Annotated in this window: 17 protein-coding genes (1 of these 17 running past the window's edge); 11 read left to right on the plus strand and 6 right to left on the minus strand. The window is 42.0% G+C overall.

The window, feature by feature from the left end; genetic code table 11:
* The 8 genes in view from frr to trpA are tightly spaced (at most 46 nt apart) and all read left to right on the plus strand, a layout consistent with a single transcriptional unit that may run on beyond the window.
* Nucleotides 1–469, plus strand: partial view of a ribosome recycling factor gene (frr, locus tag CLV95_RS13035; RefSeq protein ID WP_002727297.1) — the 3' portion only. It extends 86 nt beyond the left edge of the window; the window shows 469 of its 555 coding nt (coding positions 87–555); its start codon lies off the left edge, out of view; it ends in the stop codon at nt 467–469.
* A 46-nt stretch (nt 470–515) separates the two neighbouring features.
* Entirely contained in the window at nt 516–1,196 is a 681-nt protein-coding gene (locus tag CLV95_RS13040) for an isoprenyl transferase (RefSeq protein WP_002733086.1), read from the plus strand.
* A complete protein-coding gene (locus CLV95_RS13045; RefSeq protein WP_002727305.1) occupies nt 1,189–2,103 on the plus strand; it encodes a phosphatidate cytidylyltransferase in 915 nt (304 codons plus the stop codon). The genes CLV95_RS13040 and CLV95_RS13045 overlap by 8 nt, the downstream gene beginning before the upstream one ends.
* A gap of 6 nt (nt 2,104–2,109) precedes the next feature.
* Entirely contained in the window at nt 2,110–3,279 is a 1,170-nt protein-coding gene (gene dxr, locus CLV95_RS13050; protein WP_002733105.1) for a 1-deoxy-D-xylulose-5-phosphate reductoisomerase, read from the plus strand.
* Nucleotides 3,273–5,000 carry a site-2 protease family protein gene (locus tag CLV95_RS13055; RefSeq protein WP_002738491.1) on the plus strand — a complete coding sequence of 576 codons (1,728 nt, stop codon included), beginning with the start codon at nt 3,273–3,275 and terminating at the stop codon, nt 4,998–5,000. The genes dxr and CLV95_RS13055 overlap by 7 nt, the downstream gene beginning before the upstream one ends.
* Nucleotides 5,001–5,004: 4 nt before the next feature.
* Nucleotides 5,005–6,735: a proline--tRNA ligase gene (locus CLV95_RS13060; protein WP_002733045.1), complete on the plus strand. Its 1,731-nt coding sequence runs from the start codon at nt 5,005–5,007 to the stop codon at nt 6,733–6,735.
* Nucleotides 6,736–6,737: 2 nt separating this feature from the next.
* A complete protein-coding gene (gene trpB / locus CLV95_RS13065) occupies nt 6,738–7,940 on the plus strand; it encodes a tryptophan synthase subunit beta (RefSeq protein ID WP_002733118.1) in 1,203 nt (400 codons plus the stop codon).
* Complete coding sequence (gene trpA, locus CLV95_RS13070) at nt 7,937–8,731, plus strand: tryptophan synthase subunit alpha (RefSeq protein WP_002727293.1); 795 nt, start codon at nt 7,937–7,939, stop codon at nt 8,729–8,731. Before trpB ends, trpA begins: the two co-directional genes overlap by 4 nt.
* Nucleotides 8,732–8,791: 60 nt before the next feature.
* Here the strand turns inward: trpA and CLV95_RS13075 are convergent, their stop codons facing one another.
* Complete coding sequence (locus CLV95_RS13075; RefSeq protein ID WP_026054146.1) at nt 8,792–9,265, minus strand: DUF1564 family protein; 474 nt, start codon at nt 9,263–9,265, stop codon at nt 8,792–8,794.
* A gap of 148 nt (nt 9,266–9,413) precedes the next feature.
* On the opposite strand from CLV95_RS13075, the gene CLV95_RS13085 reads away from it, so the two are divergent.
* Genes CLV95_RS13085 through CLV95_RS13095 form a run of 3 tightly spaced genes read left to right on the plus strand, consistent with a single transcriptional unit; the run spans nt 9,414 to nt 14,174 of the window.
* Nucleotides 9,414–11,726 (plus strand): adenylate/guanylate cyclase domain-containing protein, encoded by a 2,313-nt coding sequence (locus CLV95_RS13085; protein ID WP_016748928.1) that lies wholly within the window; start codon nt 9,414–9,416, stop codon nt 11,724–11,726.
* Nucleotides 11,727–11,754: 28 nt separating this feature from the next.
* Nucleotides 11,755–13,662, plus strand: a complete 1,908-nt coding sequence (gene dxs, locus CLV95_RS13090; protein WP_002727287.1) for a 1-deoxy-D-xylulose-5-phosphate synthase — start codon at nt 11,755–11,757, stop codon at nt 13,660–13,662.
* Nucleotides 13,663–13,703: 41 nt separating this feature from the next.
* Entirely contained in the window at nt 13,704–14,174 is a 471-nt protein-coding gene (locus tag CLV95_RS13095) for a tetratricopeptide repeat protein (RefSeq protein ID WP_002727317.1), read from the plus strand.
* A gap of 319 nt (nt 14,175–14,493) precedes the next feature.
* On the opposite strand, the gene CLV95_RS13100 is transcribed toward CLV95_RS13095, so the two are convergent.
* The 5 genes from CLV95_RS13100 to CLV95_RS19850 form a co-directional block, all read right to left on the minus strand.
* Nucleotides 14,494–16,482, minus strand: coding sequence for a tetratricopeptide repeat protein (locus CLV95_RS13100; protein WP_002727244.1), 1,989 nt, complete (start codon nt 16,480–16,482; stop codon nt 14,494–14,496).
* Nucleotides 16,479–18,509, minus strand: coding sequence for an NHL repeat-containing protein (locus tag CLV95_RS13105; protein ID WP_002727262.1), 2,031 nt, complete (start codon nt 18,507–18,509; stop codon nt 16,479–16,481). The genes CLV95_RS13100 and CLV95_RS13105 overlap by 4 nt, the downstream gene beginning before the upstream one ends.
* Nucleotides 18,510–18,750: 241 nt before the next feature.
* On the minus strand, nt 18,751–18,942 hold the full coding sequence (locus CLV95_RS13110) for a hypothetical protein (RefSeq protein WP_002730607.1): 192 nt from the start codon (nt 18,940–18,942) through the stop codon (nt 18,751–18,753).
* A 42-nt stretch (nt 18,943–18,984) separates the two neighbouring features.
* Nucleotides 18,985–19,500 carry a DUF1564 family protein gene (locus CLV95_RS13115; protein ID WP_002733011.1) on the minus strand — a complete coding sequence of 172 codons (516 nt, stop codon included), beginning with the start codon at nt 19,498–19,500 and terminating at the stop codon, nt 18,985–18,987.
* A gap of 110 nt (nt 19,501–19,610) precedes the next feature.
* On the minus strand, nt 19,611–19,907 hold the full coding sequence (locus CLV95_RS19850; protein ID WP_002733079.1) for a hypothetical protein: 297 nt from the start codon (nt 19,905–19,907) through the stop codon (nt 19,611–19,613).
* Nucleotides 19,908–20,000 lie beyond the last annotated feature (93 nt).

A 20,000-nucleotide genomic window follows, 5' to 3' on the forward strand; every position in this document is an offset into this window, starting at 1 on the left:
TACCGGACGCGCAAATCCCTCTCTTGTGGAAGATATTCGTGTGGATTATTACGGAACGTTGACTCCGATCAATCAGCTGGGAAATATTTCCGTTCCGGAACCAAGAATGCTCGTGATTTCTCCTTACGATAAGGGAATTATGAAGGATATCGAAAAAGCGATCCAGGCTTCTGGTTTGGGTCTTCAACCGTCTAACGACGGAGTCGTAATTCGAATCATAATTCCTGAGCTGACGGGAGAAAGAAGAAAAGAACTTGCAAAAATCGTAAAGTCCAAATCAGAAGAAAAGAAAGTTGCGATCCGCAATATCCGTAGGGACGCGATGGAAGATTTAAAAAAACACACCGAAGGATTGTCTCAGGACGAGATCAAAACAATTCAAGACCGGATTCAAAAAACCACCGATTCTTATATCGATAAAATTTCCGCTCTGACCGCAGAGAAGGAAAAGGAAATCACTACGATCTAACGTGGGCTTATTCGAGTCCAAGTTTCCTCAACATATCGCCGTTATCATGGACGGTAACGGTCGATGGGCCGTTTCTCTGGGGAAACCCCGATCGGAAGGACATAGGGAAGGGGCAAATGCAATCGATCGTTTGATGGATGCAAGCCTCGAGTTCGGCCTGAAAAATGTTTCTCTTTACGCATTTTCCACCGAAAATTGGAGACGCCCGGTCACCGAAATTCGATCCATTTTCAATCTGCTTGTGGAGTTTATCGATACTCGTTTGGATACGATTCATACGAGGGGAATTCGAATTTATCACTCGGGAAGCAGAAAGCGTTTGACACGGAATGTTTTGGATAAGATCGACTTTGCGATCGAAAAGACCAAGAAGAACAAGAATCTTAACGTAAATTTTTGTTTGAATTACGGTTCCAAAGACGAACTACTCAGAGCGGCTCAAGAAGCTTTTTTACGCCGAAAAAAGGAAAAGGTCTCTTTCGAAAAGCCGTTGAAAGAGAAGGAACTTGAAAAATTTTTATATACGTCCACCCTTCCTCCCGTAGATTTACTGATCAGAACGGCCGGGGAACAAAGACTTTCCAATTTTTTGCTTTGGCAATCCGCTTATGCGGAGTTGTATTTTACGGATACTCTTTGGCCCGACTTCGATAAAAATTCCCTGGTAGATTCCCTGAAGTGGTACGAAACCAGAACCCGAAAATTCGGAGGATTGGAAAATGGGTGAAACATCCAAGAGGCTCGCTTCCGCCGCGGTGCTGATTGTATTTTATCTTTTTATGATATTTTATGCGGATTTTTATTATCTGCAGACGTATCTAATTCTTCTTTTGGGTGGAATTATCGGAATCAGGGAATTTTACAACCTTTCCGATCGTGGAGAGGACGGAAAGCCGTTTCGGGGAACCGGAGTGTTTTTCCTGTTTCTGATTCTTACTTTTTATTATTTCCGATTCATAGGTTCACAGAATCAGTTCGAAGCTCCTTTGTTCTTCCAGAAATACATCCAATATTTTATTCCCCCTTTCGATCCCGTTCCGGTCGCGTTCCTTTTCCTGTTTATCGTAACGTTCACTTTGCAAATTACCAGACGCCCGTTAGACGGTGCGATCTTTTCAGTTTCTTCCACGTTTCTCGGAGTGTTTTATATCGCGGTCCCTTTGGGACACCTGCTTCTTCTTTTGGGGATGAAACAGGGGGGGTATTATATCTTTTTCGTATCCGTCGTCACTTTTTTAACCGATGCCGGAGCGTATTTCGGAGGAAGATGGTTCGGAAGACATCCCGCAGGTCTTGCGATTTCTCCCAAAAAAACTTGGGAAGGTTATGGTACCGGAATTGTGATCGCCACTGTTTCGATTTTCATTTTCAATATGATTTGGGAAAATTTCACGGGGATTCCCGCGTCCATTCGTGGGTTGGAAGTTTTTTGGATTTCGACGATTTTGTCCCTGGTTAGCGTGATCGGGGATCTTTTGGAATCTGCAATGAAACGGGATGCGAAGATCAAGGATTCCGGTTCTCTGATTCCGGGTCACGGTGGAATACTCGATCTCGCAGACGCTCTTTTGATCACAATCCCCGTTTTATATTATTATCTTCAGATCAAGGGGAATCTCGGATTCCAAGTCTAATCGGATATGACAACTTCCGTCAGTCTTTTAGGTGCGTCCGGTTCCGTAGGGGAATCCACTCTTAGGGTGCTCCGTGCTTATCCCCAAGAATTCCGTCTTCATTCTTTCAGCGTTCATTCGAATCTGGAAAAGGCCAGAGAAATTCAAAAGGAATTTTCTCCGGAATTTCTCTGCGTGAGCAACAGCACCGCGGACCGCACCGTTCTCGGAAATAAAATCGGCAAAACACAAGTCCTTTATGGAGAATCTGCTCTTTGCGAGCTTGTTCGAGAACCCGAAGTTCAAATCGTAATCACTGCTATCGTAGGTTCCGTGGGTTTACGTCCGACGATCGCCGCGATCACTTCCGGTAAAAGATTAGGAATCGCGAATAAAGAAACATTAGTCACATTTGGCCCGCTCGTCAATTCTTTGATTGCAAAACATAAAACCAAAGTGGTTCCAGTCGATTCGGAGCATAATGCTCTCTTTCAACTTTTGGAATCTTTGAACCGCGACTCTGTGGAGAAGATCGTTCTAACGGCGTCGGGCGGTTCGTTCCGGGATTTATCCGTAGAACAACTTGCGTATATTACGAAAGAACAAGCGCTTCATCATCCTACTTGGAACATGGGACCTAAGATCACCGTGGATTCCAATGGTATGATTAACAAAGGACTCGAAGTCATCGAAGCTCATTTTTTGTTCGGAGTTCCTTACGAGCGCATCGGAGTCGTGATTCATCCTCAGAGTATCGCGCACGGTATCGTGGAATTAAAAGATGGTGCTTCGTTCGTTTATGCTTCTTACCCGGATATGATTTTTCCGATTGCACATTCTCTCTTTCATCCGGAACCGGTTCCTAAGTCGCTTCGGTCCTATTCCGCTAAGGATTGGGGAAAACTGGAATTTTGGGAGCCGGATTTAAAACGATATCCGGGACTTGGATTAGCGTTTGAGGCGGGTAAGGCGGGGGGGACGGCTCCTTGCATTTTTAACGCGGCCAACGAGGTCGCCGTAGGATTGTTTTTAAAAGATGAGATCCGTTTCGTGGAAATTCCGAACTATATTTCGGAAACGTTAGATGCAATTGTAATTACGTATCCTACGACTTTGGAAGGTTACGAGGAAGCAGACCGGGTTGCCCGTGAGACCGTTCAAAATCTGAAAGGAAAGAAGGTGGTGTCCGCATGTTAATCATGATATTAGGCGCAGTGTTTATGCTGGCTATTTCTATTTTTATTCACGAGTTGGGTCATCTTCTTTGTGGAATGCTCGTAGGAGTTAAGGCTAGAATTTTTTCGATCGGTTACGGAAGAGGGATCTGGAAGAAAAAAGTGGGAGATACCACGTATCAGATCACCGCGATTCCCGTCGGAGGATACGTTTTATTTAAAGGAGACGACTACGGCGGAGAAGTGAAAGGAGAACCCGGTGAACTTCTTTCCACTCCTCCTTTGAAGAGAATGATTCCGGTGCTCGGAGGTCCTCTTTTTAACTTATTTTTGGGATTCGGAATATTATTAATTTTAAATTTTCTAGGTCACAATCCTCCGGGAAACCGGATTTTTATCGATCCGGCCGATCAGGAATTTTCCGCCGCATACCAATCGGGTCTCAGAACGGGGGATCGTATCCTAAATATAGACGGAAACAAAATCGAAAAATTTGAAGACATAGTGACTAACGTAGGATTGTCTTCCGGAAACTCTCTCAAAATTTTGGGTGAGCGCGAAGGGCAAAAGATGGAATGGAATGTGATTCCCAGGATCGTTTATAATCCGAAACGCTCTTCCGGGATTCCGACTATTGGCGTGGAACCCTTCGGAGAAAGAAGGGTCGTTGCGACGTTCGGCTATCCGGAACAGTTTCAACATTGGTTATCTTCTCGTTTGGATAGATCTCACGAAGCGGAAAATTACTACCAGGAACGTTTGAAAAAGGCTGTCGAGGGAAGGGATATTCCCGCCGAAGTTCTGCTCGAAAAGGAAAGAGAGGAGAAGGAAAATCTACTTCGTTCTAGAGCATTGAATTATCTGAACGACGGAGACGTGATTCAGACCGTGAACGGCAAGGCAGTTTCTACCGTGGGGGAACTTCAAAAAATTCTTGGGGAATATCAAGGCCGAACCGTGACGATTGTTGTAGATCGAAAAACATATCCTCTCGTAAATCCTTGGTCCACAGAAATTGTTTCCGTGGAAATTCCCGTTTTAGGGGCTAATATATTAGAATTTGGGAATATTCGGGATCAGAAATTTCCTGAGTTGAATTTGGAATCCTACCAGTTTGCGAGTTACGATCCCGAACTCGGCCAGAAACTTCTCAATCTGGCAGTGGACGGAAAAACGTTTCCTAGTTTTGAAGAACTTCTCGCTTATATTAAAACGAAGAACGGAAAAACCGTTACGGTCGATATGGGAAATCTTAAATTGGAAGCCGAGCCGAAAGTCCGTCCAATCGGGCTTCTCGGGTTTAGGCCCAATATGAAATTCAATCCGGAACCGATGCAGAGGGAACTCGGTTTTTTGGAATCTTTCATCGTCGCCGGAAAAGACGTTTATGAAAATGTGGAAATCACTCTTAAAGGAATCGGGATGTTGTTTTCAGGGATTCTTTCCGTAAAGGATAGTCTTTCCGGGCCTGTGGGAATTGTGTCGTATGCGGGAATCAGCTTGGAAATCGGTTGGGAGACGTATTTGGAATTCGTTGCTAGGATCTCGATCGCTTTGATGATTATGAATTTACTTCCCATTCCCATGGCGGACGGTGGGCATATCGTATTATATGCGTATGAAGCGATTACCGGAAGACCTCTTCCCGGTAGAGTAATCGAGTCCATCTTCCGAATCGGATTTTTGTTTTTACTCGGACTCGGACTCTATGTCACTTTCAACGATGTAATGCGAATTTTCTAAACGCATGAAAGCATCGAAATATATTCTTCCTACAGAAAAGGAAAATCCCTCGGATGCGGTCGTCGCGTCCCATCGTCTTATGATCCGCGCTGGTCTTGCGCGCAAGTCCTCCGCAGGTCTTTACTTTTATCTTCCACTCGGACTCAAAGTTCTCCAAAAGATCACACAGATCATTCGTGAAGAGATGAACAAAACGGGAGCTTTGGAGTTCGATCTTCCGATTTTAACTCCTTCGGATTTCTGGGAACAAAGCGGTCGGTGGACCGCGATGGGAAAAGAAATGTTTCGTATCAAAGACAGACATGATCTTTCTTATGCCCTCGGCCCCACACACGAGGAGTCTTTCAGTTTTTTATTAAAACCTCTTTTGAAATCATATAAGGATCTTCCGCTCAATGTCTATCAGATCCAAACTAAGTTCCGGGACGAAATTCGTCCTCGTTTCGGTGTGATTCGTTCGAGGGAGTTTATTATGAAAGATGCATATTCCTTTCATATCGACGATGTTTCTCTCGACGAAACGTATCAATCGATGCGGGCCGCTTATAGAAAGATTTTCGATCGCTGCGGTCTCAAGACGATTCCCGTGCAGGCTGATTCCGGAAGTATGGGCGGTTCCGCTTCGGAGGAATTTATGGTGGTTTCTCCAATTGGAGAAGAAACGTTGCTTTTATGTAATTCCTGCGGATACAGTTCCAACAGCGAAAAGACCCCCCTTGTATTAAAAAAAGAGAATGTATCTTCGGCGTCCGTCGAGAAGAAAGAAATCTCCACTCCGGGCAAAAAGACGATCGCCGAGGTCAGCGCTTTTTTGGGAATCCCCGAGTCGACGACGATCAAGGCCGCCGCGCTCAAATCGGAAAAGAAAAAGATTCTCGTTTATTTGCGCGGGGATCTCGAACTCAATCTTCACAAACTTCATTCTTTGCTGAGAATCGTGGATTCCGAGCCGATGACTGACGCGGAAATCCGCGAACTCGGACTCGTTCCCGGTTTTATCGCACCCGTCGCACCGAACGATAAAGTGAAAGTGTTGTATGACCGTTCCCTGCAAAAGGATTTTCCATATGTGGTCGGTTCCAACAAAGAGGACTTTCACACACAAGGTTTCGTTCTCGAAAAGGAAGTTTCCGGTCTTCCGGAGTTCGCCGATGTTGCATTAGCAAGAGAAGGGGATCTTTGTCCGAATTGCAACGCTCCTTTAAAGGCCGAAAAAGGGATCGAGGTTGGTCATATATTCAAACTCGGCGAAAAATACACAAAGGCGTTCGGGATTCAAGTCCTTGATCAAAACGGAAAAGCCAGAACGCTTACGATGGGTTGTTACGGGATCGGTGTTAATAGAACCATGGCGACCGTCATCGAACAACGCAACGACGAGAAAGGGATCTTTTGGCCGATCAGCATCGCACCTTTCGAAGTGACTCTTGTGAGCATCACCAAAGGCGAGGAGCAATATTCCAAAGCGGAAGAATTTTATAATGTTCTAAAGAACGAAAACTTAGAAGTATTCTGGGACGACCGTGACGTGGGACCGGGCTTCAAACTCAAGGATTCCGAACTGATCGGATTTCCGATCCGAGTCACGATCGGTAAAAAATTCTTCGAAAACGGAGAGATTTCGATCTACAACCGCAAAACTGACAAGGAAGAATCTTTTGTTTTTGCCGGATTCGAGAATTTAATCGCAAGGGTAGAATCTCTGCGTCAAAAACTCTTTGTAGAATTGGAGTAGTTATGGGTAAAGTACGTCATTCCCCAAAAGAAGGTTACTTCGGAGAATTCGGCGGTCGCTATTCTCCTGAAATCCTTCACGACGCTCTTGTGGAACTTGAGACCACATACAAAAAGCTCAAGAAAAATAAACACTTCAAAAAAGAACTCGAATATTATCGTAAGAATTATATCGGAAGACCTTCTCCGCTTACATACGCGGAACGTCTCACTAAGGTCTGGGACGGTGCGAGAATCTGGCTCAAACGAGAAGATTTGAATCATACAGGCGCTCATAAGATCAACAATACGATCGGGCAAGTGTTGATCGCAAAGGCGATGGGCAAAACTCGAATTATTGCGGAAACCGGAGCGGGGCAACACGGGGTTGCGACCGCGACCGTGGGTGCGATGTTTCAGATGGAAACAGTCGTTTATATGGGAGAAGAGGATCTTCGTCGCCAGGAACTCAACGCGATCCGGATGAGAATGATGGGCGCCAAAGTCGTAGGTGTTTCGAGCGGAACCGCAACTCTCAAAGACGCGACTAGCGAAGCAATGCGCGACTGGGCATTAAACGTTTCTAATACACATTATATCGTTGGTTCTTCCATCGGTCCTCATCCGTTTCCTACTATCGTAAGAGACTTTCAATCGGTAATCGGTATCGAATCCAGAAAACAATTTAAAAAAGTGAACGGTAAACTTCCAAACGCTGTGATCGCCTGTGTCGGCGGTGGTTCGAACGCGATCGGTATGTTCTACGGTTTCTTAAGGGATAAGAAGGTGAAACTTTTTGGCGTAGAAGCCGGAGGTTATTCTACCGAACCTGGACATCATTCTGCAACAATCCAATTCGGTAGAACCGGGTTTTTACATGGAACCAAAACGTTGGTGATCCAAGATGAATTCGGACAAATCGTCCCGGCACATTCCGTGTCTGCAGGTTTGGATTATCCTGGGGTCGGTCCGGAGCACGCTTATTTTCACAAAAGCGGGAGAGTGACTTACGTGAACGTGGATGATGATGGTGCTTTAGATGCTTTTCTCGAGATATGTCAGATCGAAGGAATCATTCCTGCATTAGAAACTGCTCATGCGTTTCGTTTTGCAAAAGATCTGGCGAAATCGATGGGGAAAAAAGAAGACATTCTCATCTGCCTTTCCGGAAGAGGAGATAAGGATGTTGCCGAGGTTGCAAGGCTTAGAAAAGGAGAATTTTCTTGAGTGCTATTTCTTCCGTTTTTTCCTCCGATAAAAGCGTTTTCATTCCTTATATCTCCTTGGGAGATCCGGACTACGAGTCCTGTATTTCTTGGGCGGACGCTCTGATTCGAGGTGGTGCTGGAATTTTAGAATTGGGAATTCCATTTTCCGATCCGGTCGCGGATGGCCCGGTGATTCAAAAAGCCTTTAAACGAGCGTTGGCTTATCCTTTTTCCATGAAAAAAATTTTAGAAATCACCGCAGAAATTCATAAATTACATCCAGAAACTCCTCTCGTGTATTTAACGTATTTTAATCCGCTTTATTCTATGGGTTTGGAAGCTTTTACGGAGAGTGCAAAAAATTCGGGGATCCAAGGTTTGATTATCCCGGACCTTCCGTTTGATACCTCGGAAGCAGAAGAGTTTTTTTCTCAACTTGAACGAAAAAAGATCGATTTCATTCATCTTGTAACTCCTGCAACTACTATCGATCGGATTCAATCTATGAAATCTTTTGCATCCGGTTTTATCTATTATGTGACTTCCTACGGTGTCACCGGGGAACGTCGTGCTCTCGCGGTCGGTTTGAAAGAACGGATTCAAATGGTGCGTAACAAGGTCGGCCTCCCGGTTTGCGCGGGGTTCGGAATTTCCACTGCGGACCAGGCTAAGGAAATTTCGACTTACGCGAATGGGGTGATTATCGGTTCTGCCGTACAAAAAATCATCGAAGAGAGTGGCTCCAATCGGGAAGTTTGCATAAGTAAACTTTTTACGTATGCATCGGAAATTCGTGCTTCTATGAAATGAGAAGCTATGTGCGTTTCCCTGAGGGATTTTTTGTCTGTGAATTGGAGAAGAAAAGGGTTTTTAAATTGGGTGTGCCCTTCCCAGCTGAATTTGACTCCGTAGAAGTTTTTGTGAAAAGTGAATTTCTCTGGTAATCCTCAAAATTGTTGGAGCTCCATAGGATTTTGTTTTTTTAGGGGGCCTTTCTATTGACCATTCTAACAATACAGAAAATAGCAGACATCGAGAAATCCCCAATCCCCAAGCAAGGATTCCCAGTTTGCACCAATCCTCTTCGAAAGGGCGAAAGTTCATTTTTTGTAGATTCAGATTTTTCTCCTGATATCTCGCGTAAGCCAGTCTTTTCCCCAAAAAACGTTTTCGAATCAAGGTTTCATCCCAACGCGATAAAAGAGAGTGTAGGGTTTTTCGGAGAATTTTCGGTTGAAGCTGGTTGGTTCGAACTAGGTTTTCTGGAATTAAAAATGAGCAAAGGTTGCCAGATTTACGAATCGGGCAAAACGAAAATCCGGATTTTAAAGAAGAATGCTTCATAACCGGAACGGTTCCGAGATGAATGTGTGTGGAAAGTGAAACGGAGTAAAAAGTGAAAACAAAGATAGAGTGAGCGACAAAGTCTGGAAAATATTGACGAAACTCTGACGGATGAGGATACTGATCCCCGATCAAGGTCGGAGGGCGCATGAGCGAAATCAAATTTAAAATCACTCCATTCCACGTAATTTCGATAATACTGGGGGGAATGGGGATTGTTTTCATAACATTTACCGCATTTTTTCCGAGCTATTCTCACAACACAGAATTCTTGCTTGGAGGGTTTGTGTTGTTATTGATCAGTTCGTATCCGATCTATAAGTTCATAGAGGTTAACACTTCAGATAAACAAAAGTCCGGAAGTGTATGGCTTTCGATGGTGGTTTCGTTTTCTATGTTTTTCTTATATCAGGTTTTTACGCCTCTATCTGAGTTAGAAGAATCCTCCGTGTCTTGGAGATTTACATTGCTCAGATCCGGGGTGAACAAGAGCGAAAAAGAATCCGAAGAAGGAACGATTGAATATACACGTTACAATCCACCGCCTGGGGCGAGGCAGGACATACAGGTCATTGGAATTACGACCACTTCCTTGGAGAAATTGCAAGGAAGATGGCCTTTGCCTTGGAAATATTATGCAAACATCATAGACATATTTAAGAATACGTCCAATCAGTTGATGTTCGATATTTTCTTCGTAGACTATAAGTCGGGACAAACAGAAGAAATGGCCGAAGCCTTGGCGAAAAATCCGCAGGTCATGTTTGACTATCCGATGGAGACGAGTTTAGAATCCAAAAGTTCCATCTTAAATTTGGAAAAACGGATCGATGTGCTAAGAAAGTTCAAATTAGAAAATGTGGAAGATCCGGAGGATGTCGGAACATCTTGGTTGAAATTTCCTCAGCCTCCGATAGAGCCTGTGGCTGAGAAGGCATCTGGATTAGGATTCGCGAATATAAAAAAAGATGAAAGCGGGCTCAATCGAAGAATGCCGCTTGTCGCGAAATTATTGAATTCTGGGCCTTTAAGGGAAACGGAATATTATCCGTCTATTGACTTAATCATAGCGTGTAATTATCTCGGTGTGGATGTGAAGAGGGACGTAGAGGTTGTGATGGGCAGATACGTCAAGATCAAGAATATCCCGCAAAAGACCTTGACGAGCTTCAACCGTAAAACTTTGAAGATGGAAACTAAGGACATCATGAATCGACCGAATGAAGAGCGTGAGATCAAGATTCCGATAGATAAAGACGGGCAGATGCAGATCAATTTTCCGGGAGGGCTTTATTCGTTCCGAGCGCATGAAATTTTCGAAGCGGCGACGGAGTGGAACGAGGAAACCGCGTCTCAATTTCAAAACACGATTTTTCTCGTTGCGATGTATTACGCCACGGGAGCGGGAGCGGCAAAGGATACGCATTTATCACCATTTGGAGATATGTCCGGGATCGAACACCATGCAGCTTCGATCAACACGATTCTCAACCAAGATTTTCTTTTTGAGCTTCCGTTATGGGGGGAATTTCTGATCTTAATCCTTGTGGGAATATTAGGAGGATTTGTACAACCTCGATTAAAAACCTGGTTGGCGTTTCTGTTTTTTTTAGTGACTGCGCTCCTTTATTCAATCGGAACGCTCGTGAATTTTTCCGAACTTAACTTGGTGCACTTATATCCGACTGTGATATTGGAGCAGTTGTTTATTTTTATCGGACTGATCGGGTTTAGGATTTTAACGGAGGAGGAAAATGTAAAATATATACGAAGTACGTTCTCCAAGTTTGTATCGAAGGACATTGTGGATGAGCTACTCAAAAATCCGGACAATTTGAATCTTGGAGGATCCAAACGAGACATTACGATTTTTTTCTCCGATATCCGAGGATTTACGACAATGTCGGAAAAAATGGGACCGGAAGAACTGGTTCAATTTTTGAATCAATACCTATCCGAGATGACGGAGATCATCATTGAATTTAAGGGAACGATTGATAAATACATGGGGGATGCGATCATGGCATTTTGGGGGGCTCCTGTGCCGTTAGAAGATCATGCTTACTATGGATGTGCGGCCGGGCTTGCACAGATGAGAAGACTCGCCACTTTGAAGGAAGAATGGAGGAGTTTGGATCTGCCCCAAATGGATATCGGAATCGGACTCAATTCCGGACCTGCAGTTGTAGGAAACATGGGCAGTTCTCACAGGATGGATTACACCTGTATGGGAGATACGATCAATTTGGGATCCAGATTGGAAGGAACGAATAAGGAATACGGAACCCATATTATTATCTCCGAGTACACTTATGAGAAGGTAAAGGACAGGGTCATCGCAAGAGAACTGGACTTGATTAAAGTGAAAGGAAAGACTCAGCCCGTACGAATCTACGAATTATTGGATTTAGTGAACGAGGAAGACCTGAAACTATTAAGAAAACCTTTGCAGGTGAATTGAAAAATTAATAAAATTATAGAAAGTTTTCATGCAACAGGAATCAACTCTGCTGGATAAGATTGATTATCCAGCCGATCTCAGAAACATACCGTTGGAAAAACTTCCGCAGGTCTGTAAAGAGGTTCGGAATTACATCATCGATACTCTATCGGGAGTAGGCGGGCATTTTGCAAGTAATCTGGGAGTCGTGGAGCTAACGGTAGCGCTTCACTACGTATTCGACACACCAAAGGATCGATTGATCTGGGACGTGGGCCACCAAACGTATCCGCATAAGATTCTCACGGGAAGAAAAGACAGACTCAAAACCGTACGAAAGTTTAACGGACTTTCCGGGTTTCCGAAAAGGGAGGAATCTCCTTATGACCTTTATAACACAGGGCATGCGGGAACTTCGATATCGCAAGCGCTCGGAGAAGCCGCTGCCCGGGATCTAACAAAGGGAGAGGATTACAGTGTAGTTGCCATTATCGGAGACGCGTCGATTGCAACAGGAATGGCACTCGAAGCAATGAATCACGCCGGTCATTTAAAGAAGGACATGATAGTAATCTTAAACGATAATTACATGTCAATCTCGAAAAATGTGGGTTCCATTTCCAACTACCTCAACAACATCATAACATCTCATTTTTACAATCACTGGAAGAGAGTATTTTACACTTTCTTAAAGTGGTTACCTATCGTTGGGCCCGCGGCCGAGAGATTTTTCAAAAAAGTGGAGAAGGGGTTCAAAGACGTTCTAACGCCGGGTGGACTATTCGAGGATTTGGGATTCGGATATATCGGGCCTGAAGACGGGCATGACGTGATTCGACTCGTGAACATGCTCGCAAAAGTAAAAAAAATGAAGGGACCTATATTACTTCACCTAATCACGCAAAAGGGGAAAGGATACGATCCGGCGGAGAGGGATCCGATCAAGTATCACGGAGTAACGCCGTTTCGAAAAGAGGACGGAGCGATGGACAGTGGAGATACTTCCAAGATCGCATACAGTAAGATTGTAGGAAGGATGTTGTCGATTTTAACGGAAGCAAATCCTAAGATTGCGGCAATCACACCGGCGATGATCGAAGGAAGTGGATTAAAAGAATACGCCGAAAAATATCCTGACCACCTTTTTGATGTAGGGATAGCAGAGCAACATTCCGTAGCGTTTGCCGGAGCGATGACGAACGGAAGTATCATTCCTTATATGTGCATTTACTCGACGTTTTTAACGAGGGCAATAGATCAGCTCGTCCAGGATGTATCATTGATGAATCTACCTGTTCGGTTTGTGATTGATCGTGCGGGGTGTGTGGGGCCGGACGGGGAAACGCACCAAGGACTTTTCGATTTAGGATATCTGCTCGGTTTGCCGAACATGGATGTATTTGTTCCGTCTAACGGACAGGACATGATCGATTCACTTCGATGGATGGAAGTGTACGACAAGGCTCCGATTGCAATTCGATTCCCGAAGGCGAATGTGGACTTGAAGACTTTGGATTTTTACAAAGAAGTTGATTTTCGACCTGGAACATTTCGAGTTCTCAAAAGAGGAACGGATCTTGCTCTTTTATCGATCGGATCCATGATCGACGAAGCCAAAAAAGCGACCGAAATTCTGGAAAGTGCGGGCTTCAGCGTAACCCTCATCGATCTCATATGGTTACGACCACTTGGAGTGGAAACGCTCAACGAAGAATTATCTAATGTGAGACGTTTTGTGATAATAGACGAAAGTTATGTCGACGCTGGAGCTTCCGGATATCTGCTCAATAGGATTCTTCCTGAAAATTTATCGAAATATGTCAAAACGTTCGGATTTCCGCCGGAGCCGATACATCACGGAGAAAGGAAAGAAATTATCCAAGCGTATAGGTTGGATGGGGCATCGATCGCGGAGAGTGTAGCAGATGTATTGAAAAAAAACTTAATCAAGCCGTGACCATTCCAAACCGAAAATAAAAATAAAAACGGGTTAAGGAATTGGAAAACATTACTCCTTCGGATTTTTTAGAAGCGGCGAAATATTTTTATAAAAAAGGTGATTCAGACAGAGCAGAGTATTTGTTCAAACTTACTTTGGAGGGCGAGGAGAGCCACGAGGCTTATTTCTTTTTGGGGCTTCTCGAAAATCAGAGGGGGAATTCGGAAAAAGGGCTTACACATTTTTATAAATCTGTGGAATTGAATCCGAATTACGGAAACCCTTGCAATGAAATCGGAATTATACTTTTAAGAGCGGGAAAGGAAATCGAGGCGGTGTATTGGCTTAAGAAATCCTTACGCTGTGAATTGAACGATGCACCTCACATTTCACTCTATAATCTTGCCACTCTGTATAAAATTTGGAATCGTCCCGAAAGATCCCTTCAGTATTTACATCGTGCGATATTGATCAAACCCGATTTCGAAGAGGCCAGAAAACTCAAAGAGGAGTTAGGTTCTGCAATTTGAGTTAAAGAAAATAGGGAACAATTTTGAATCTCTGGCGGTAAACTAGAATTTTATAGGAACTATTCAGATAAAAATGCGGGCGAAGCTTCATTTCGAATTAACGAATCTACTACCGAAATGTTTCTAAGGTTCAAGTAATGATATTTCCGATATGGTTTTTGCTTTATTGAAAAGGAACCAAAAAAGTCAGTTTGCGAAATCATTTTTTGCTCTGATTTTATATTCTGTCAATGGGATTGAATCGGAATAATAAGGTTCATAGAAGTTCGATTGCGGAAAAAATATCGGATTATTTTAGCAACTTTCCGGTTCACAATGATTAACGTTGCCAGAATACTCGGTCACCTTCGGAAATCGATTTTAAGCCTTTGTTTCCGTTATCCGGAACGGCTCTGGAAAGAAAGTAATCGATTTCTTCAATCGTAGCTTCTCCGGATTTTCCGGAGGTATTGTAGATTTGAATCTTACTACCTTTTTTTAAACCATCTAGAATTCCGACATTGATGATGACGTCTTCGTCTTTTACTTTTAAGATGGAACCGCTAGGAGGGATCGCCGCTGCAATTTTAGAGACGGATCTTGCTACCGCCTCCGGAATAAAATCCCTCCCTTTCGAGAATACTCTAAATGCGGAAAGGATTTTTTCGTGTTTAGAATCTTTAATCGTCCAGTCTATATACAATGAATGATTTTCGTATTTTAAAGAACCATAAACTATAAATCTAGGTTTAACCCCATTCTTTGCGGAGTCCTTGATTTTGAGAAGGGTGGATTCTGTGTAGGGTAAAATTTCCGTATAAGGATCGGCTTTTATATCGAAGGAAGTCGGATTATTTCTAATGGATTCTAAAATCTCTGAAAGAGAAACGGTAGGATTTAAAGAAAGATTTCTACGCACGGAAGAGGAAACTAAGAGCGCAAGATCCGGATAATCGCCCAAATAAGATTTATCGGAGAGATCGAACAATAAAAGAACAGGTGGGGTTCTTCCGTAGTTCTCCACGAGATTGTCGCCTGTGATTTCGAGTAATCCTTCCTTATAGGCAATTGATTGTTTCATCGAGTTCAGAAGATTTTCGATTTTGTACTGATATTTTTGATTTTCCGGATATTTCTTTCTCAAAAATAAAAGGAGATTGAAATAACGTGCAAAAAATCCGGTCCTTTTGTATTCGGATAATGTTTGAAATTGAACTTCCGGTTGACCAGGAATTAGTTCCCTTGCGGCAGCAAGATGATGAGAAGCCATATCGTATAAAAGGGAATTTTTAGAGGAATGAAAGCGTTGCATTCTATACTCTCCGAGTTTTCTTCGAAAAGAATGATTTTCCGGAAAATGATTCAATGCGACTGACTCCGCTTTTTGCCTCGATATCGAATCTAAGTCGTCTAGTCTTAATATTTCGGTTAACGCGTCTTTTGCGGAAAAATCTTTGTTCATCCCTTTTTCTTCGGTAAACGCTTTCAAATAGAGATACAAAGGGTTTTGAGGGTAAAGAGAAACAAGTTTGCGAGAAAGTGAAGCCGCGGATGAAAAGTCTCCCTGCCAGATTTTAATTCTTACAAGTGAATCGATCGCTTCTTCAAAATCGGGATATAAGGAAATCGCTCTTTCTAACTTTTCCGACGCCATTTCCAATTTTTGTTTTCTCTCTTGATCGGAATTTTTTTGGGACCAATCAATCAATAACGAAGCTATGTTGAAGAATAAATCAGGATCATCCGAAGAGGATGCGAGAACCGTGTTCCAAAGATGATACGATTTGGAAAAGTTGCCGGTTTTACCGTTTACTTTCGCCTCTAAAATTTGAATTTCTTTTGAGTTTTGAAATTTGGACTTAGAGATTTCCAGCTTTCTGAGAGCGGATTCGTAGTTTCCCATTTCCAAAAGAATTTGGATTTGAATCGGAGCTAAAACCGGATCGAAAGGGTCGATTTCCAAGGAAGGTTTTAAGAGGTTTAAGGAATTTTGATATTCTTTTTTACGGGCGTAAGCTAAGGCCGCTCCTTTGATTGCGGTTTTATTTTCCGGTTCGAGTGCGAGAACTTTGTTGTATGCATCGAAGGATTCCTTATCTTTATGAAGATGTTTTGCCGCTTCCGCGAGTCCAAGTGAAGAACGGGTCGACATGGGATTAGAACGGGACGCTTCGGAAAAGGATTGATAGGCCGCGGCGTAATTGCGGGCTTTGAGAAAGGTTTCCCCTTCCTGAATTTTTTGAATCGTATTCTCGGAAGAAATCGGTCTAATGAATAAAAATAGGACTAAGGCGCCAAGGGAATGTCTTTGTAAAAAACTTAGAATCATTTTGTAAAGAATCCTGCTTCAGCTTTGCCGGATGTGTTTCTAAAATTCGCTTCTATGATCAAGGGGATATAGAAATCTTTTTTATCCACGTTGATTCTACTTTTGAAGGAAACGATATAACGTCTGTCCTTATGAGATAAAAAGGAGTTGTAAAGGTTTTTTTCTAATCCTTCACCCGGAATTAAAATGAATTTTCCTCCGGTGGAAGCTGCAATCGTCTTATATGTTTCAACTGCAGATCCGGTATCCGAAAGCGATAAGAAATATATGGGAATCGAATGTGCTTTGGAATAGCGGATAATTTTTTCCGGTGAAATCTGGGTAAATGAATCCGGATAAGAATTCCCTGAGATCAATACCAAAACGATTCTCGGCCCAAGACGACCGAGTAAATCGGATATTCCTCTGTAAATCGCTTTCCCGGTCTTAGAACTCGAATCACTAGGAGATGTCCTTAATATTTTAAAAATCTCATACATTGAATGATTGAAATCAGAAGTTTTGATCAATTCTGTACCGGAACGAAGTACTTCTATTCCGTCGTATTGTCTAAGCGAAGTTAGAAGAGGTCTTAGGGATTTTTCGAATATCGGATAAGCAGATTTAACTTCGGGAGTATTTTCATAAACGAGGGATACCGAGATCCGATTGTTAAACTGTTGCATATTTGCAAGTCCGATCAATGGGGAAAGATTTCCATATTCATAAACTTTAAAGGAGTTTCTTGGTATCGCCTTGATATCTCGTCCTGATCGATCTCTTATGCGGAGAAATACGGAAATATCCGGATATTCTTGATTTAAAACTTTTTCTAATACGATATCCATGTTGGAAGATAATTGATTGGAGGGGCTGAAAATTTCCACTCGGTGTCGATTGAAATCCGCAATGAATTGTGTCCCGGTATAATCAAAGGTTGAAGAGAAAGGTTGGTTTAGTTTTCGTACTATGTTTTTTGAATCTCGAAAGGAATCTAATAATCTCCAAGAATTGTCTACGGTATTGTAAATGATGAGTCCCGACTTTTCGTCCGAGATATAAATTTCGTTTTTTCGAATTGTTAGATTGCGGGGAGATAATAGGATATTTGGATTCGTAATTTCTCTGAGAAAATTACCTTCCGAATCGAATACGGCGATTCTAGAATTTCCGCGATCGGCCACATAAATCTCCCCTTGGGAATTTACTTTGAGTCCGGACGGGTTGCGTAGAATTCCCACCCCGATTTCTTGAATGAAAGTCCCATCTGTTTTTAATTTTTGAAGCCGATTATTTCCGGAATCAGAGACATAGAGATATCCATTTTTTGTGAAGAATATTCCGGTTGGCCCATGAAATTCTCCATTTCCTTTTCCTGAATTTCCGAATCGGTTGCGGTATTCACCTTTTGTATTGAACTCATAAATCTTATCAGCTTTAAAATCGGTCACAAAAATTGAATTTCCTCTCAATGAGAAAAATAAGGGACCTGATAAATTCCGACCTAAGGAACCTTTGAAGTTATCCACCGGGTTACCATTCGGGTCAAACTTTACTACGTTTGCTGTGTCAAAAGAAAGAACATAAAGGAATCCGTCATCGTCGACGGCTACATCGGATGGATTTCGAAATCTGAAACGTCGGAGGTCATCACCTAAGATTGAGGAATAATAACGGACCGCCAAATCTTGGCTTCCGCCGGCTAAATTGATCCTAAGGGCATCTAATCTTGCTTTTTGAATTTGATTGAGACCTGTAATCCCTTCTATTTGTTCTAATTCCGACATACTCTCAGGCCAGTCGCCGGAGAGATAATATGAGTTCGAGAGGAGGAGTCGGGCTAATGTAAAGTCGTTCTTAATTGAAAGCGCTTTTAAAAAGCTTTCTCGTGAGGATGAATACTGTGAGTTATTAAAATAAGAGAATCCTCTCGCAAATTGTGTTTTTGCCTCCTTTTCCTGGATAGAAAAGTTCGGAAGTCCGTCGGAATTCAAAGAGGATGCAATAGAGATAAAGATTACAATAATAAAAAGTCGAAGAAAATGCATTCTTAATTTCGTCCCTATCTTCTATAGGCAATTGAAAGAGACATAATTTCAAGAATTTTTTACCAAAGACTCGGGAATAACTCTGCACTGAAAGTATTAGCTAAGCTTGTTTGGGAGTTGATTAAAGAAGAGATTTCCTGGACGTTAAGTCATAAGGAAGATTTATGCTTTCTTGAAATTGAAAGTCAGATAAATTCTTAAAATCCCTATTAAGGCTTGTTCCACTAAAAATTTCTTGATCTTAAAAGGAAACATTTTTGAAAACTTTACTACTTTGTTTCCAGTTTTGGTGATGTTCTTGCCAAATCTCTCTCTTCGCCCGATTTTCGGAAAGCTCCGTTCTGGTTTCTCTAATGAGGAAATCTAGGATTAGAATATAGTTTCTGAAACTTATTTCGATTTGATTCAGTTTTTCTTCTAAAGAGACATCCATTTCTCCTTGTACTATCGGTTTTTCCGATAAAAAAATGGAGAATTATGCGCTACTCAACTCGAAATTTTTTCCGTACACGAGTTTTTTCAAAATCGATTTTTGGTCGGAAAAAATCGTAAAGTAAAAGTGAAAAGGGGTTTTTTGTTTTCCTAACTTAATAAGTTCATCTGCTAAATTCTTAAATTGCGAATCTTCCTTTCTATCCAAATCGATGAGTCGAGAAAAAAACTTACAAACTGAAATACCAAAATAGAATCCCGCAAATTTTGCTTCATACCAATCTTGGTGATCGGGACGAAAAGAATAACGGATAAGCTGTAGATTTTTTGATTGATAAAGTGTCTTTCTGAAAGCAGTATCTGTGAATTTATAAAATAAATTTCTTTTTTGAAATTTAAGTATTAAATAATGAAAGTAGTTCTTTAAATTTTTATGCTTTTTGATTTGTATTTGTATAAACTGATTCAAATGAGCCGGGATCAACAAATCCGAAGGCGCTGTATTTTTTTGGGATTTACCTCGAAATTCTGTGGAAGCGTTTGGAAAGATTCTTTGCATTTGTTGTCTCCTACTAAATACGGTTCCAGAAGACATTTCATAGTACCAATAAAATGAAAAAAATTACAAAGATATCCTATGATTCATTCGGTTCTACGACTTAGAAAATTCTAAAGAAGAAAATACTCGAAATGAGATCCTAAAAAATCTCCCGAGGGTCGGAGGAACACTTTTGAAAGGTGGGATTTTTTAGCTTCGATTTTCGTCCTTCGAATCAAGATTTGAGATTGATCGAAAACAAAATTACTATTTGGATGCGTAAAAATGGTACCGAAAATGAACGGACAATTTTTGTAAAGATAGAAGTCCTCACAAAATTGCGCCGAATCCGGAATTGTCGGCTTTTTTGAAGAAGATCGATATTCTAACTTTTGAAACAAACTTATTACGGTATTCTTTTCATGCATCTGAGTAGTAAACACCGACACATTTTTGCAGATGAAAATTATGGAGGCACATTTCGAAACAAGAAAAATCCTATTACGATCGAAATGATCGAA

Origin of the sequence: Leptospira borgpetersenii serovar Javanica (genome assembly GCF_003046425.1) — a bacterium.
Lineage (GTDB): Bacteria > Spirochaetota > Leptospiria > Leptospirales > Leptospiraceae > Leptospira > Leptospira borgpetersenii.

Coding starts and splice junctions, on each gene's coding strand:
- CLV95_RS13040 (WP_002733086.1), top strand. CDS start 516: ATGGACGGTAACGGTCGATGGGCCGTTTCTCTGGGGAAACCCCGATCG.
- CLV95_RS13045 (WP_002727305.1), top strand. CDS start 1,189: ATGGGTGAAACATCCAAGAGGCTCGCTTCCGCCGCGGTGCTGATTGTA.
- dxr (WP_002733105.1), top strand. CDS start 2,110: ATGACAACTTCCGTCAGTCTTTTAGGTGCGTCCGGTTCCGTAGGGGAA.
- CLV95_RS13055 (WP_002738491.1), top strand. CDS start 3,273: ATGTTAATCATGATATTAGGCGCAGTGTTTATGCTGGCTATTTCTATT.
- CLV95_RS13060 (WP_002733045.1), top strand. CDS start 5,005: ATGAAAGCATCGAAATATATTCTTCCTACAGAAAAGGAAAATCCCTCG.
- trpB (WP_002733118.1), top strand. CDS start 6,738: ATGGGTAAAGTACGTCATTCCCCAAAAGAAGGTTACTTCGGAGAATTC.
- CLV95_RS13075 (WP_026054146.1), bottom strand. CDS start 9,265: ATGAAGCATTCTTCTTTAAAATCCGGATTTTCGTTTTGCCCGATTCGT.
- CLV95_RS13085 (WP_016748928.1), top strand. CDS start 9,414: ATGAGCGAAATCAAATTTAAAATCACTCCATTCCACGTAATTTCGATA.
- dxs (WP_002727287.1), top strand. CDS start 11,755: ATGCAACAGGAATCAACTCTGCTGGATAAGATTGATTATCCAGCCGAT.
- CLV95_RS13100 (WP_002727244.1), bottom strand. CDS start 16,482: ATGATTCTAAGTTTTTTACAAAGACATTCCCTTGGCGCCTTAGTCCTA.
- CLV95_RS13105 (WP_002727262.1), bottom strand. CDS start 18,509: ATGCATTTTCTTCGACTTTTTATTATTGTAATCTTTATCTCTATTGCA.
- CLV95_RS13110 (WP_002730607.1), bottom strand. CDS start 18,942: ATGGATGTCTCTTTAGAAGAAAAACTGAATCAAATCGAAATAAGTTTC.
- CLV95_RS13115 (WP_002733011.1), bottom strand. CDS start 19,500: ATGCAAAGAATCTTTCCAAACGCTTCCACAGAATTTCGAGGTAAATCC.
- CLV95_RS19850 (WP_002733079.1), bottom strand. CDS start 19,907: ATGCATGAAAAGAATACCGTAATAAGTTTGTTTCAAAAGTTAGAATAT.